13 protein-coding genes are annotated in these 14357 nt (G+C 73.6%); 6 read left to right on the forward strand and 7 right to left on the reverse strand.

Annotated elements, in window-relative coordinates; genetic code table 11:
- Positions 1-33 precede the first annotated feature (33 nt).
- Genes HAV39_RS25220 through HAV39_RS25240 form a run of 5 tightly spaced genes read right to left on the reverse strand, consistent with a single transcriptional unit; the run spans position 34 to position 5149 of the window.
- On the reverse strand, positions 34-1032 hold the full coding sequence (locus HAV39_RS25220; protein ID WP_239120932.1) for a RidA family protein: 999 nt from the start codon (positions 1030-1032) through the stop codon (positions 34-36).
- On the reverse strand, positions 1020-2360 hold the full coding sequence (locus HAV39_RS25225) for an MmgE/PrpD family protein (protein WP_191841626.1): 1341 nt from the start codon (positions 2358-2360) through the stop codon (positions 1020-1022). Before HAV39_RS25225 ends, HAV39_RS25220 begins: the two co-directional genes overlap by 13 nt.
- Complete coding sequence (locus tag HAV39_RS25230; RefSeq protein WP_191841627.1) at positions 2353-3540, reverse strand: CaiB/BaiF CoA transferase family protein; 1188 nt, start codon at positions 3538-3540, stop codon at positions 2353-2355. Before HAV39_RS25230 ends, HAV39_RS25225 begins: the two co-directional genes overlap by 8 nt.
- Positions 3537-4652 (reverse strand): LLM class flavin-dependent oxidoreductase, encoded by a 1116-nt coding sequence (locus HAV39_RS25235; RefSeq protein WP_191841628.1) that lies wholly within the window; start codon positions 4650-4652, stop codon positions 3537-3539. The genes HAV39_RS25230 and HAV39_RS25235 overlap by 4 nt, the downstream gene beginning before the upstream one ends.
- A complete protein-coding gene (locus tag HAV39_RS25240; RefSeq protein ID WP_191841629.1) occupies positions 4649-5149 on the reverse strand; it encodes a MaoC family dehydratase in 501 nt (166 codons plus the stop codon). The genes HAV39_RS25235 and HAV39_RS25240 overlap by 4 nt, the downstream gene beginning before the upstream one ends.
- 77 nt (positions 5150-5226) lie before the next feature.
- Between HAV39_RS25240 and HAV39_RS25245 the strand changes: the two genes are divergently transcribed.
- On the forward strand, positions 5227-5934 hold the full coding sequence (locus HAV39_RS25245) for a hypothetical protein (protein ID WP_191841630.1): 708 nt from the start codon (positions 5227-5229) through the stop codon (positions 5932-5934).
- 96 nt (positions 5935-6030) lie between these two features.
- Here HAV39_RS25245 and HAV39_RS42830 read toward each other — a convergent pair whose 3' ends face one another.
- Positions 6031-7638 carry an RICIN domain-containing protein gene (locus HAV39_RS42830; protein WP_244958863.1) on the reverse strand — a complete coding sequence of 536 codons (1608 nt, stop codon included), beginning with the start codon at positions 7636-7638 and terminating at the stop codon, positions 6031-6033.
- A 242-nt stretch (positions 7639-7880) separates the two neighbouring features.
- On the opposite strand from HAV39_RS42830, the gene HAV39_RS25255 reads away from it, so the two are divergent.
- Entirely contained in the window at positions 7881-8636 is a 756-nt protein-coding gene (locus tag HAV39_RS25255; RefSeq protein ID WP_191841631.1) for a hypothetical protein, read from the forward strand.
- Between the two features lie 65 nt (positions 8637-8701).
- Here HAV39_RS25255 and HAV39_RS25260 read toward each other — a convergent pair whose 3' ends face one another.
- Positions 8702-9511, reverse strand: a complete 810-nt coding sequence (locus HAV39_RS25260) for an IclR family transcriptional regulator (RefSeq protein WP_239120938.1) — start codon at positions 9509-9511, stop codon at positions 8702-8704.
- A 146-nt stretch (positions 9512-9657) separates the two neighbouring features.
- Here HAV39_RS25260 and HAV39_RS25265 point away from each other — a divergent pair, with 146 nt between their 5' ends.
- The 4 genes from HAV39_RS25265 to HAV39_RS25280 are packed head-to-tail and all read left to right on the forward strand — an operon-like array spanning position 9658 to position 14287.
- On the forward strand, positions 9658-10638 hold the full coding sequence (locus HAV39_RS25265; RefSeq protein WP_191841632.1) for a flavin reductase: 981 nt from the start codon (positions 9658-9660) through the stop codon (positions 10636-10638).
- Positions 10639-10674: 36 nt separating this feature from the next.
- Positions 10675-11961, forward strand: coding sequence for an acyl-CoA dehydrogenase family protein (locus tag HAV39_RS25270; RefSeq protein ID WP_191841633.1), 1287 nt, complete (start codon positions 10675-10677; stop codon positions 11959-11961).
- A complete protein-coding gene (locus HAV39_RS25275) occupies positions 11958-13433 on the forward strand; it encodes an aldehyde dehydrogenase family protein (RefSeq protein WP_191841634.1) in 1476 nt (491 codons plus the stop codon). The genes HAV39_RS25270 and HAV39_RS25275 overlap by 4 nt, the downstream gene beginning before the upstream one ends.
- The gene (locus tag HAV39_RS25280) at positions 13430-14287 is read left to right on the forward strand and encodes an isocitrate lyase/PEP mutase family protein (RefSeq protein WP_191841635.1); all 858 of its coding nucleotides are present in this window, start codon (positions 13430-13432) and stop codon (positions 14285-14287) included. Before HAV39_RS25275 ends, HAV39_RS25280 begins: the two co-directional genes overlap by 4 nt.
- Positions 14288-14357: the final 70 nt, after the last annotated feature.

A 14357-nucleotide genomic window follows, 5' to 3' on the forward strand; every position in this document is an offset into this window, starting at 1 on the left:
ACGACCTCGCCTCGCCGTTCGCCGCCCGCGTGCTCATGCCGCTGCCCGCTCGGGCAGCAGGCCGCGCGGCACGACCTCGATCAGGAACTCCGGGCGCAGCAGCGCGTCGCAGACCACCGAGGTCACCACCGCGCCCGGGAAGTAGTCGGCACGCAGCTCGGCCAGGCGCGGGTAGGCCGCGACCGCGTCCGGGGTGACGTACTCCAGCAGCGACACCGTTTCCGCGCCACCGGCCGCGCCGAACACCGCGGCGATGTTGCCGTACACGAAGGCGGCCTGGGCGAGCAGGTCACCCCCGTGCACGGCGGTCTGCGTGACGGGGTCGAGCGCGCCGAACCCGGACCCGAACACGTGCCGCCCGGCGACCGCCGCGGGTTGGTAGGTGAGCGTGTCATACCTGGCCCAGCCGGGGTTCACCGCGTGCAGCGGGCCGGTGGCGGCGACCGCGTCGAGCGCCACCATCGCGCCGGGCGCGAGCGGCACGTCCACCAGGATGCCGGCCGCGCCCGGGTGCACGGGGCCGTCGCCGAGCAGCTCGCGGCGCGGCCGCCCGCAGCGCGGGTACGACGCGCGAGTGGCGGTGGCGGTGTAGTCGGTGGTGAGCACCAGGGCGTCCAGGCCGAGCCGCAGCGGGGACAGCAGCTCGCGCACCCGCAGCAGGCAGGCCCGGTACTGCTCGGCGAACTCGCCCTCGGTGGTGTACACGCTGGGCAGGTAGACCACGCCGTCGGCGACGCGCAGCACGTCGCGGTCCGTGCCGCGCAGCACGCCGCCGCCGGGGTACGCCGTGACCCCGACGCGGTACGGGTCGGCGCTGCCGGGGAAACCGCGCACCGGGATCGTCGACACCGGGGCCACCATGCCGTCCAGCAGCACGTCCCGCCCCGCGGCGACGGCGGCGGGATCGACCGCCGCCGTGACGTACTCGACGACGTGCACGATGTCGGAGGGTTCCCGCTCGTGCGCCGCCAGGGCGGCGGCCGCGTGGGCGTATCCGCCGACCGCGGGCAGGTGGATCGTCAGGCCAGGCACGTCACCAGCTCCTTCACGTCGGGTGCGGTGGGCAGCGCGGCCAGCGCCGCGAGCACCGCGTCGGCCCGCTCGCCCAGGTTGGCGCGGGCCTTGGCCACCAGCAGCTCGTCCAGTCCGGGGTCGTCGGCCCCGCCGCCGCACCGGGGCACGCCGACCTCGCGCACGCCGCCGTGCGCCAGCTGCGCGCGGACGTGGCCCGGCGCGTCCGCCGCGGCGGTCGGCACGTCCTGGCGCAGCGGCTCGATCGCCACCCGCCGGGCCAGCGCGACGATGTCGGGACGGAACGGGTCGTCGAACACCTCGACCGGCAGCGCCCCGTCGCGCAGCATCGCCGCCACGCACCAGGCCGCGGAGAACTTCGCCGCGTACGGCGTGGACGGCAGCCCGGCCCCGCCGACGATCGGCAGCGCGTCGGGGTGCAGCCGCACGACGACGGCGGTGATCTGCGAGACGTCCACGTCGCGGCGCAGCAGCGCGGCCGCGTCGATGACGGCGTGGCTGAGCCGGCAGGCCGGATAGGGCTTCACGGTGATCCGCGCCGCCTCCCAGCGCTCACCCAGCCCGCCGCGCAGCATCCCGGCGTCCGGGGCACGCCCCGCCAGCGCCGCGAACAGCCCGTTCGCGCCGTCGAGGAAACCCGCCGGGCCGGTCGCGCCCGCTGCCGCCAGCCGGGCGGCGACGATCGCCGCGTGGGCCGCCAAGCCGGGGTGCAGCTGCTTGGTCGAGCCGCCGGTGTGCAGGAACTCCAGCAGCCCGGACGAACCGCTGGCGGCGATTCCGGCGGCGTGCGCGGTGGTCGCGGCGTCCAGCCCGAGCAGCCGCGCGGCGACCACGGCCCCGGCGATCGTGCCGCAGGCCGAGGTCGCGTGCACACCCCGGGCGTGGAACGCATGCGGTGCCGCGGCGCCCAGCCGGCACACGACCTCCAGACCTGCCGTGTACGCCGCCAGCAGGTCCTCGCCGCTCGCCCCGGTCTGCTCGGCCAGCGCCAGCGCCACCGGCGCGGTGACCGTGGTCGCGTGCACGAGCCCGGTGGCGTGGGTGTCGTCGAAGTCCAGCGCGTGCATCGCGACCGCGTTGCCGAACGCGGCCGCGGCGGCACCGATCCTGATCGGCGGGTGCGGCGCGGCGACGTGGCCGAACAGCGTCGCCTCGGGTGGGCCGCCGAGGCTGCGGGCGACCTGCTCGGCGGCGGGTGCTTCGGCTCGGCGTACGCCCGCGATCAGGCAGCCCAGCCCGTCGAGGAGCCGCGAGCGCGCGGCGGCGCGGACCGGCGCGGGGATCTCCGCCCAGGTCAGGCCCGCCGCCCAGGCGATCAGGTCAGGCACCGAAGGCCCCTGCCGCGCGCAGCCGCGCGACCTGCTCCGGGCTGTAGCCGAGCAGGTCGTCGGTCACGTAGCCGAAGTCCTCGTTGCGGCGCGGGGCGCGGCGGTAGGCGGGTGCCTCGTCGCCGACCCGCACCGGCGAGGCGACCTGGGTGACCGTGCCGAAGGCCGGGTGCTCGGTCCGCACGATCATGTTGCGGGCCTGCGTGTGCGGCTCGGCCAGCGCGGCGGCCACGTCGTTGACCGGCCCGCAGGGCACTCCGGCGGGCTCCAGCACGGCGAGCCAGCCGGCCACGGTCCGGGTCGCGAACGCCCGCTCCAGGATCTCCAGCAGCTCGTCGCGGTGCTGCTGCCGTTGCGCGAACGTGGCGAAGCGCGGGTCGCCCGGCAGCTCCAGCACCTCGGCCAGCCGCCGCCAGAACTTCTCCTTGGCGCAGCCGACCACCAGCCACCCGTCGGCGGCCGCGAACACCTGGAACGGCACCAGCGACGGGTGCGCCGAGTGCCGGGTGCGCGCGGGGGCGAACCCGGCGCTGAGGTGCCAGGTCGCCGGGTAGGTGAGCAGGCCGATGGCGGTGTCGAACAGGCTCAGGTCGCAGTCCATGCCCCGGTCGTCGCGCCGGGCCGCGTGCACGCCCGCGAGCAGCGCCATCGCCGCGACGAAGCCGCCGGAGTAGTCCACCATGGACAGCCCCGACTTGGCGGGCGGGCCGTCGGGTTCGCCGGTCAGCGACATCCAGCCGGCCAGGCCCTGCAGGATGTAGTCGTAGCCGGGCTGCCTGGCGCGCGGCCCGGTCATCCCGAAGCCGGTCAGCGAGCAGCACACGATGCGCGGGTTGAGGTGCTTGAGGTCGGCGTAGGTCAGGCACATCCGGGCGGGCACGTCGCCGCGCAGGTTGGAGTAGACGGCGTCGGACTCGGCGACCAGGTCCTCGAACACCTCGCGCCCCGCGGCCGTGGACAGGTCGAGCGACAGCGAGCGCTTGCCCCGGTTGAAGGTCTCGAAGAACAGGGAGTCCTCGCCGTCGGTGTACGGCGGCACGTAGCGGCCGACGTCGCCGCCCGACGACGGGTCCTCGATCTTGATGATCTCCGCGCCGAGGTCGGCCAGGTGCAGGCTGCCGAACGGGCCCGCGCCGTACTGCTCGACGGCGATCACGCGGATGTCGGCCAGTGGTCTCACGCCAGCTCCCGGATGAGGTCGATGATCGCGTTCTGGGCGACCCTGATCTGCGCCGGGGCGAGCCCGTGCGTCGGCGGCGACAGCTTGACGGCGTCGGCCAGCCCGTCGTACCGGGCGATCCCGGCGGCGACGTCGTCACGGGTGCCGCTGAGGGTGTACGCGGCCGCCATCGGCGCGGGCACGAACTCCGCGAGGGCTTCGGCGGCGCGGCCCTCGCGACGCGCGGCGACGACGGCCGCTTGCTCGTCGGCGTACTCGGCGAAGAGGTCGGCGTAGGTCTGCACGCTGGCGTAGAAGCCGACCACTCCGCGCGCCCGGTCCCGGGCCACGACCGGGTCGGCGTCGACGGAGCAGCAGGCCGACACCACGACCTCCGGAGTCCTGCCCGGCAACACCGCCGTGGCGGCGCTCGCGGCTGTTCCGGCGCCCGTCACCGGGCCGGTGTTCGTCGCTTGTCCGGCGCCCGTCGCCGTTCCGGCGCTCGTCACCCTGTTCCGGTTGCGGGCGGAGCCCTTGCGCAGCACGGGCAGGATCGTGTCGGCCAGGTGGCCGGGCGGGCACAGCTCGTGCGACAGCCAGCCGTCGCCGATCTCGCCGGCCAGGGCGGTCATCGCCGGGCCCATCGCGGCCAGGTAGACCGGGATGCGCTCGCGGACCGGCGGGTACGGCCGCCGCCAGCCGCGCACCGCGATCGACGCCTCGCCGGTGTGCTCGATCGGCTCCCCGGTGTACGCGCCAGCCACGACGGCTCGGATGATCGCCACGGTGTCGCGCAGCCGGGCCACGGGCGGGTCGAACGGCATGCCGTGCCAGTCGCCGATCAGGCGGCGCACGCCCGTGCCCAGGCCGAGGCGGAACCGGCCGCCGGACAGCTCGTCGAGGTCGAGCGCGGACAGCGCGGTGAGCATGGGGCTGCGGGCGAACGCGAGCGCGATGCCGGTGCCGACGCCGACGCGGGTGGTCGTGGCGGCCAGCGCGGCAGCGGTCACCGGGGCGCTGCGGTGCAGTTCCGGGGCCCACAGCACGCCCGCGCCGGCGTCCTCGGCGCGACGGGCCGCGTCGGCCAGCTCGGCCAGGCTCTCGCCCCAGGGCTGGAAGTCCAGGCGGATCATGCGGTCATCGGGCCGGTCTTCGCGACCGGGAAGAGGTCCTTGTCGTGCGGGGCGTCGCGCTTGTAGACCATGACGGTGCGGGTCCACGACATGACCTCGTCGCCGTCGGAGTTCAGGCCGCGGGTGCGGCAGGTGACGATTCCCGCGTACGGGCGGCTGCCCGACTCGCGCAGCGCGGTGACCAGTGATTCGGCGTAGAGCGTGTCGCCGACGAACACCGGGTGGGTCAGCCGGATGCCGTCCCAGCCGAGGTTCATCAGGGCGTTCTGGCTCATGTCCGAGACGGACAGGCCCAGTACGATCGCCACGGACAGCCCCGAGTTGACGATGAGCCGCCCGTACGGGGCGCGGCTGGCGAAGTGCTCGTTGAAGTGGTTCTGGTTGGTGTTCATCGTGAGCAGGGTGAACCAGGTGTTGTCGGCCTCGCTGATCGTGCGGCCGAGCGGGTGCTGGTGGACGTCACCCACGGTGAAGTCCTCGAAATAACGACCGACCATGGCGCCGACGCTAGCCACGCGTTGAGCAGCCCGTCAAGGGCTTGTTTCTCACAGCGAATCAGTGTTTCCATTACGCGGTGGGACCGCATACGCACGGCTGGTGGATTCTGCTCCACGTCATCCTCTTCGTCTTCTGGCTCGGCGGCGACCTGGGCGTGTTCTGGTCGAGCCGGTTCGTCCTCCGGCCCGACCTCACCCCCGCCGCCCGCGCCACGGCCCTGAAGATCATGGGCGGGCTCGACCTCGGCCCGAAGATCTGCCTGGTGCTGTTCCTGCCCAGCGGCGTCACGCTGATGGCCCTGGAGCCGCACGGCGCGACGGTGTTCGGCGTCAACCCGTTCGGCTGGCCGGTGGTCGTCGCGGTATGGCTTTTCGCCGCCGCCTGGCTGGCCGCGACGATCATCGACCACCACCACCCCGGCCGCCGGCCCTGGGTGCGCCGCGCCGACTGGACGATCCGGCTCACCCTGATCGCGGCGCTGGGCGTCACCGCCGTTTACACCCTGGTCGCGGACCGGCCTTTCGGGGTCGACACCCATCCGCGCTGGCTGGGCGCGAAGCTGCTGCTCTACACCGCGGCCATCGGCTGCGGCCTGGGCATCCGGCTGACCCTGCGCCCGTTCGGCCCGGCCTTCGGCGCGCTGATGGCCACGGGCTCCACGCCCGAGGTGGAGAGCGCGCTCAAGCGGTCCATCGACGGCTGCCTGCCGTACGTGTGGGGCATCTGGGGCAGCGTGCTGGCCGCCGCCGCGCTCGGCATCCTGAAGCCGTTCGCGGAGCTGTGACCGCCGGGGACTCGGGGCACGATCGCCGCTTCGGGTCGGAAACTGAGGTTGGACCACAGGTTTCGACCCGAAACGGCGATCTTCACAGCTGACGGGTCAGCGCCAGTTCTGGTTGGACTGCACGGGGGTGCCGCAGGCCCAGATGATCATCTGGGTGCCGTTGGCGGTGCCCCAGCCGTCGGCGTCGAGGCACTTGCCCGACTGCGGGTTGACGACGGTGCCGTTCGCGTTGACCGTCCAGCGCTGCGCGCCGTTGCCCAGGCAGGTCCACAGCCGCACGAGCGCGCCGTTGGCGGTCGAGCCTCCGGCCACGTCCAGGCACTTGCCGGAGTTCGGGTTGACCAGTGCGCCGTCGGCCTCGACCCGCCATTTCTGGGCCGGGTTGTTCAGGCAGTCCCACAGCTGCACCTTGGTGCCGTCAGCGGTGCGCCCGCCGGACACGTCCAGGCAGCGGTTGGCGCCGACGTTGACGAACGTGCGCTCGGCGACGCCGCCGCCGCAGGTCGTGGTGAAGGCCCGGTCGGTCAGCCCCGCGCAGAAGGCGTTCTTGGCACCGGTGTATCGCGACAGCCGGCCGTCGACGAACCAGGTCGAGTTGACCGGGAAGTCGAAACTGCCGTCGTCGACGCCGTCCCAGCCGTAGCGGAAGTCCAGGTCGATGTAGGTCGCCGCTTTGATCACATTGCTGAGGTCGTACGTGCCCGAGGTGTTGGGCAGCGGCCCGACGTAGTCCATCAGGCTGAACAGCCGCCGCACCCACGTCTCGCCGCGCGCGGCCTCCAGGCCCGCCGTGTCGCCGCCGTTGTCGGTGAAGTTCATCATCCCGGACTCCGACACGATCATCGGTTTGCCGTGGTCCTTGGCGAACTTCATCATCTTGAGCACGTTGCCGTCGTGGTCCCAGTTGCGCCAGATCGCGGTGTCGTTGCCGTTGCCGTCCTTGCCGAGGTACGCGTTGCGGCACTGCAGCGCGGCCGTGTCGTAGTTCTGCGGCGGCGTGCCGTTGTACAGGTAGCCGTTGTCGTAGATCGGCAGGCACAGCTCGTGCGCGAACACCGAGACACCGACCCAGTCGGTCACCGCGTCACCCGGGTAGAGCTGCTCGTACTCGCCGCGCACCGGGTGGAACACGTAGGTGACGTTGTCGGGCGCGGTGCCCGCGTCGATGAGGCCCCGCAGCCGGGCGAAGGCGTTGCGGTAGGACGCGCAGCTCGCGTCGGTGCAGTGGTAGAAGCTGGACACCTCGTAGTCCAGGCGCAGGAAGAACTTCGCCTGCGGGTACGCGTTCATGAAGTTGATCAGGTTGGTGAACTGCGCGGCGTGCTGACCGTTCGCGATCTCCTGGGTGACCGCGCGGGAGCGGGCCGCCTTGGCGTTCTCGTCGCCGCCGGAGAAGCCGGGCGGGTTGTCCTTCCAGCTCACGCCGACCTGGATCATCTTGCCCTGCTGGGCGAGCCAGGTGGCGTGGTCGCGGTGGCCGTTGTTGACCCAGGTGCCCGACTTGACCTCGTAGTAGACCGAGCCGCCGGCGGGCGGCTGCGCGAACGAGGTGTAGTCGTTCCAGGAGGCCTGGGTGGACTGGCCGATGAACAGCAGCCGCCCGTTCGCGGGCGCGAAGGTGGCGGCGGTCGCCGGGGCGGCGACGGCGGTCAGGGCGGCCGCGGCGAGCAGGGCGCAGGCCAGGCCGATGGCGGTACGTCTCACGGTGGTACACCTTCCGTGCGGGAGTCGTCCCGGGGAGCGGGATGGTGTCGCCAGGCTATGAACGGCGGGGCTGGATACCGCCGGTTTTCGATACTCCGACATCATGTTGATCACCTGAAGTGATCAAGCGACTGCGCAGGGAAGTCGTCCACGCAAGGTGGAAACATCCAAAGTAGACCGGCGGAATGTTGTCTGTTTCGCAGGCTGGAACACTGTCCCTGAAGGCACATAGGCTCGCGCGCATGTTCATGGATGTGCTGCCGATCCTGGCGTCGGCGGCCGAGGAGCAGCCCCCCGCGCTCAGCGTGGCGCTGGCGGTGGAGGACTTCGCCCCCACGCTGCTGGCGTTCGCCGGGTTCCTGCTGCTGGCCCCGTCCGCGCTGGGCCGGATCGGCGCCGTCCTGATGGGTGCGGGCGGCGCGGCGAAGTCCACCTGGAAGCTGCTGCACGCCGCCTGGTCGATCGACGTCGACTGGCTCGACGACCTGCTCTTCCCCCTGCTGGCCGCGGGCGGGCTGCTGCTGGCGCTGTCGCTGCACCGCTCGCTGCGGTGGTGGCGCTGGCCGCTGCTGCTGATCGGCACGGGCGTCGCGACCCTCGCCGCGCAGGCCCGCTCGGTGCAGCCCGCGTTCGTGTTCGCCACCGCGATCGTGATCTGGATCAGCGTGCTCGGCACGGTGCGCGCCTGGAAGCACGGCAACGCGCTTGCGGCCGGGCTCTTCCCGGTCAGCGTGCTGGCCGTGATCGTGCTGGTCCCGTTGCGCGGCCACGCGGCCAGCGACGCCCTCGCCTTCCAGTGGGTGCAGCAGGGCATGAACACCATGGCCCAGGGCATCTTCTTCGTCGCCGCGCTGCTCACCTACCGCGCAGTGAAGGGCAAGGGCAAGGACTTCACCGACGCCGACACCGTCGACCGGCAGTGGCCCGCCGACGAGCACACCGGATACGACGGCACCCGCCGCTACGAACCGCAGGGCGGCCGCCGCCGCCGGCCCTGACGGACAGCCGCGCTTCGGACGAGCGCCATGCCGCACGGGGCGCCCAGGCAGGCGCCCTGCCGCGGTCAGGCCACGTAGCCCAGCTGCTCCGAGATCCGGGCGGCCGCGGCCATCAGCTCCTGCGCGTTGCCGGACTGCTCGGGCTTGAAGCGGGCGGCCGGACCGGCGACGCTGAGCACGGCGACCACGTGGCCGTCGTGGTCGAACACCGGCGCGGCGATCGACGCGGCCCCGGCCTGCCGCTCGCCGAGCGAGGTCGCGTAGCCGCGCTTGCGGATGACGGCCAGCTCCTTGCGCAGCTTCGCCGGGTCGGTGACGGTCTTGTCGGTCAGCGGCTGCAGCGGGTGCCGTTCCAGGTAGGCGTCGACGTCGCTGTCGGGCAGGAAGGCCAGGAACGCCTTCGACGACCCGCCGGCGTGCAGCGGGTACGGGATGCCGAGGGTGACCTCCATGCGCAGCTCCTGGTCGGGCACGACCTGGTCGACGTAGAGGCGGGTGTCGCCGCGGCGCAGCGACAGCGTCGCCGTCTCGCCGGTCGCCTCGGCGAGCTGGCGCAGCTCGGGCGCGGCCATCGCGCGCAGGTCGGTGCGGGCCAGGTAGGCCCTGCCCAGCGAGACCGCGGCGTGGCCGAGGGCGTATCGCCGCGTCACCGGGTCGACCGTGATCAGGTCGCGGCTGCGCAGCGCGGTGAGGATGCGGTGCACCGCCGCCTTGGTCAGCCCCAGCGCGGTCGCGATCTCGGTGACGCCCAGGTCCGGGTGTCCGCTGCGGCCGAAGTAGAGCAGCACGTCCATGGCGCGCTCGACGGCGGCGATGGAGCGGGACTGGCTGTCGTCGTCAGCGGTGACGGTCGACTTCGCAGCGGCAGTGGGCACGGGTCCTCCTGAGAGCGCGGACGGTCGCCAGTGTAGATCCAGCCGCGTTCCGCGCGCAGAGGCCGCACGGGCGTTGACAGGTGCGCGACCGAGTCGTTACCTTCACGGCAACAGCGTTTCCTAATGCGAAACGGAGGGTGGTGGCGGTGGACGGCGCACACCTGCGTTCGGTGCTGAGCCAGTGGCCCAGCGGCGTCGCCGTGGTCACCACCATGGTGACCGAGCCGGACGGCGCCCGCCGCCCCCACGGCATGACCGCCAGCTCATTCTCCTCGGTCAGCCTCGATCCGCCACTGGTCTCGGTCTGCCTGGGCAATCATCTGCCCACCCGGCTGATGGTCGAGCGGGCGGGCGTGTTCGCGCTGAGCTTCCTCGGCAAGGACCAGGCCGAGATCGGGCGGCGTTTCGCGGGCGCGCGACCGGGCGAGGACCGCTTCGCCGGCCTCGACTGGCTGACCGGGCCCACCGGCTGCCCCATGCTGGCCGACGCGACCGGCCGCCTCGACTGCACCGTCGAGCACGCGTACCCCGGCGGCGACCACACCATCTTCGTCGGGCGAGTGGTCGACGCGGCGGTGCCGCGGATCACCGCGCCGCTGCTGTTCCACTCGCGCGCGTGGGGCCAGCTGGCCGACCCGCTGCCCGAGGAGATCACCATGACGGTGCTCGACGACCCCGCCGCGACCGTGCCGCACCCGCTGCTCGTCCGTGACTCCGGCGACGTCGCGCAGGTCGCCGCCGCCGCGGCGCACGCGCCCGTGCTGGCGTACGTCACCGATGCCTTCTCCCCCGCGCGTGAGGCCGCCGTGCTCGCCGCGATCGACGCCCTGGCCGGGCTGCCGGGGGTGACGCTGGGCTGCGCCGAGACCAGCCCGGCGTCCCCGCTGCAGGTGCGCCGGGTGCTGCAGGACGCCGTGGTGCGTACCCGGCCCGCGCCGGTGCGCGTGCGGCTGCTCGCCCACCACGGCCTCGGCCTGGTGAACGCGCTGGTCGCGATGAAGAGCGGGGTGCACCGGTTCGACACCGTGCTCGACCCCGGCTCCGGCGGCCTGCCCGCGCAGGACCTGCTGCTGCTGGCCCGCCAGCTCGGCGTGGCGTGCGCGCCGCTACCCGGCCTCCATCCCTGAAGAACTCGCCTGACCATCCACAAGGGAGTGCACGAAATGGCAGACCGGCTCATCGGCCAGCGCCTCGTCGACGACATGACCGACGCCGAACTCGACCGCGCGGCCCGCGTGGAGGCGGTGCTGCCCGCGCTGCGCGCCGCGGCCGAGCAGGCCGACGCGGCCGGGGAGTTCCCGGTCGGCCACGTCGCGCTGCTGCGCGAGGCCGGGCTGCTCGGCCTGGTCGTGCCGCAGGTGTACGGCGGCCTCGGCGGCGGGCTGCGCGACCTGGCCGCGGCCACGTTCGCGATGGGCAGCGCCTGCCCGTCGACCGCGTTGGCCTTCTTCTTCCACAACACCAGCGCCTCGCGCGGGCTGCTGCCGCTGGAGGCGATCGAGGCCGGGCTGTTCGACGACGCCGACGTGCCGGTGGTGCGGGCCTTCGCCGAGCAGGTGCTGCGCCGCATGGCCGGCGGGATGTGGCTGGCCAACTTCGCCAGCGAGTCGGTCAAGAGCGCCAGCGCCAACATCGCCATCTCCACCACGGCCCGTCCCGCGACCCGCGACGGCGTCGCGGGCTGGCTGATCACCGGCGAGAAGTCGTTCGGCTGCGCCACCGGCGTCGCCGACACCTACCTGGTCACCGCCCGGCTCGACGGCACCGACACCGCCGCCGGGCTGGCCCTGTTCCTGGTGCCGCGCGAGGCCGAGGGCGTCGCCTCCCGCCCGGCCTGGGACGGGCTGGGCATGCGCGGCTCGGCCAACCACGGCATCACCCTGCGCGACGTGTGGGTGCCCGCGACCGAGGCGCTGACCGTGCCCGGCGCGTTCGTGAAGATGCTGCAGTGCAGCCGGGGCAGCTTCGTCGGCAACCAGCTCGCCATCACCGCCGTGTACGTCGGCTGCGCCCAGGGCGTCTACGACGAGACGCTGCAGCGGCTGACCAGCAGGACGTTCGCCGACACCGGACGGCCCATTGCCGAGTCCCCCATGCACCAGGTGATCATCGGGGACATGACCGAGAACCTGGAGACGGCGTACCTCTGGCTGCGCCGCCAGCTGCTGCTGGAGACGTCCGAGCCGCCCATCGCGAGCAAGCACGAGGTCTACCGGCAGTGGCGGCTGGCCAAGGGCTCGATCTGCGAGAACGCGTTCGCGGTCGCGGTCGGCGCGTTCAAGGCGTCCGGCACCTCCGGCGCGACCCTGCACGGCACCATGGGCCGCGCCCTGCGCGACCTGTCGATGGGCCTGGTCATGACGTTCCCGCCGGAGCGCGGGCGGCTGGAGGCGGCGGGCATGATCACCGCTGATCGGGCGAACGACCTGTTCGCGAGCGTGCCCAAGTGAGCGCCCGGCCCGAGGCCGTCGCCGACCTGGTCGACGGCGACTGGGCGGCCTGCACCGCCCCGCTCGGCTTCACGTTGCAGGATCCGGCGACCGGCGAGTCCGTCGGCGCGGCGGTGGGCAGCGACCCCGCCCGGGTCGAGGCGGCCGTCGCCGCGGCGACCGCGGTGCACGAGTCGGGTGCCTGGTCCGGCCTGCCCGCGACCGAGCGCGCCGACGTGCTCGACGCGGTCGCGACCCGGGTGGAGGCGGCCGGAGCCGACATCGCCGCCGTCGAGTCGTTCGCCACCGGCGTGCCGATCTCGCAGACCATGCCGCTGTCGGTCATCCTCGGCGGCGCGTTCCGGCTGGCCGCGATGCAGCTGCGCGAGGGCTGGCTGAGCAGCGCCATGCCGCGCGAGGACGGCCGGCTCGCGCACGTCGACCGGCTGCCCTGGGGACCCGCGGCCTGCCTGGTGCCGTGGAACGCACCCGCACCCATGGCCGCGCACAAGGCCGCCAACGCGCTCGCCGCGGGCTGCCCCACCATCGTCAAACCCAGCGAGTACGCCCCGTACGGCACGCAGCTGCTGGCGCGGGCCGTGCACGCGGCGCTGGCCGAGGCGGGACTGCCCGGTGGGCTGTTCCAGCTCGTGCACGGCGACGCGGGCACCGGGGCGCGGCTGGTGGGCGACCCGCGCGTGCGGGCCGTGTCGTTCACCGGCGGGCTCGCCGGTGGCCGGGCCGTCGCGGCGGCCTGCGCGTACGACATCAAGCCCGTGCAGCTGGAACTGGGCGGCAACAACCCGCTGCTGGTGCTGCCCGACGCGGACACCGCGGACACCGCACGCGCCGCCGCCGACCTGCTCACCACGCTCAACGGGCAGTGGTGCCGGGCGCTGGGCCGCCTGATCGTGCCCGCCGGCCGGGCCGCCGAGATCCTCGACGCGACCCTGTCCCGGCTGGCCGCGCTGCGGGTCGGCGCACCGCTCGACCCGGACACCGACTTCGGTCCGCTGGTCCACTCCGGACACCGCGACCGGGTCGCCGCCGCCCGCGACGCGCTCGTCGGCCACGGCGGCACCGCGCACACCTCGCTCGCCGTGCCCGGACACGGCAACCACCTCAGCCCGACGCTGGTCACCGGCGTCGACCCGATGCACACCACGCACGAGATCTTCGGCCCGGTCGCCGCAGTGCACACCTACGACACCGTCGACGAGGCCGTGGCGCTGGCCAACGGCACGCCGTACGGGCTGGAGGCCTACGTGTCCGGGACCGACGAGGACGCCGCGCTCGCGGTCGCGCGGCGGCTGCGGGCGGGCGAGGTGAAGGTCAACGGGTCCAGCGTGATGAGCCTGCACCTGTTCACCCCGCGCCCGGCGTGGGGGCTGTCCGGATACTCGGAGGAGGGCACGGCCGAGACGCTGCGCTTCTTCACCAACCCGCGGGTCGTCGGCGTCGAGGGCGGCTTCGCGCTGCACGGCCGCCCGTGACCGCCGCGGCGCTGCGGGCCCTGCTCGCCGCAGGCGGCGTCACCCACCTGCCCGGCGTGTACGACCCGCCCACCGCGACGCTGGCCGTGCGTGCCGGGCACCGGGCCGCGCACCTGTCCGGGGCCGCCTGCGCCGCCCTCGACCTGGGGCTGCCCGACCTGGGTTACGTGCACGGCACGCACATCGCCGAACGCGCCGCCCGGATCACGCCCGCGCTCGGCGGCGTGCCGCTGCTGGCTGACGCCGACACCGGCTACGGCGACGCCCTGCAGGCCGTGTGGACCGCCCGGCGCTACGCGGCGGCGGGCGTGTCCGGGCTGCACCTGGAGGACCAGGTGATGCCGAAGCGCTGCGGCCACCTCGCGGGCAAGGAACTGGCCGACGCCGACACCGCCGCGCGCAAGATCCGGGCGGTGGTGTCCGACGGGACCGGGATCGTGGTGGTGGCGCGCACCGACGCGTACACCGTGACCGGGTTGGACGATGCGATCGCCCGTGGACGGGCCTACGCGGCGGCCGGCGCGGACGCCGTCTTCCTGGAGGGCGTGTCCGGCCTGGACGAGCTGGGTCGCGCCCACGCCGCGCTGCCGGGTGTGCCGCTGGTGCTCAACCGGTCCGAGGCGGCCGGGGACACCTCCGCCGCTGCGAGTGATGCCGAGCTGGCCGCCGTCGGGGTGCGCCTGGTGTTGCATCCGGTCGCGCCGCTGCTGGCGGCGCTGCACGCCGCCGATCGTGCGTATCGGGAGATCGCCGCGACCGGGCTGGCGAGCGTGGCGCGGCTGGCCTGGTCGGAGTTCACCGGGCTGGTCGGCCAGGACGAGGCGCTGGCACTGGACGCGAGGAGCTACGGGTGACCACTTTTATCGACGCTGGCCTATCACATCGAATCCGGGCCGCGGATTTTCGATGTGATAGGCCAGCGCC

This window comes from Catellatospora chokoriensis, from assembly GCF_011297315.1.
Taxonomy (GTDB): Bacteria; Actinomycetota; Actinomycetes; order Mycobacteriales; family Micromonosporaceae; genus Catellatospora; species Catellatospora citrea.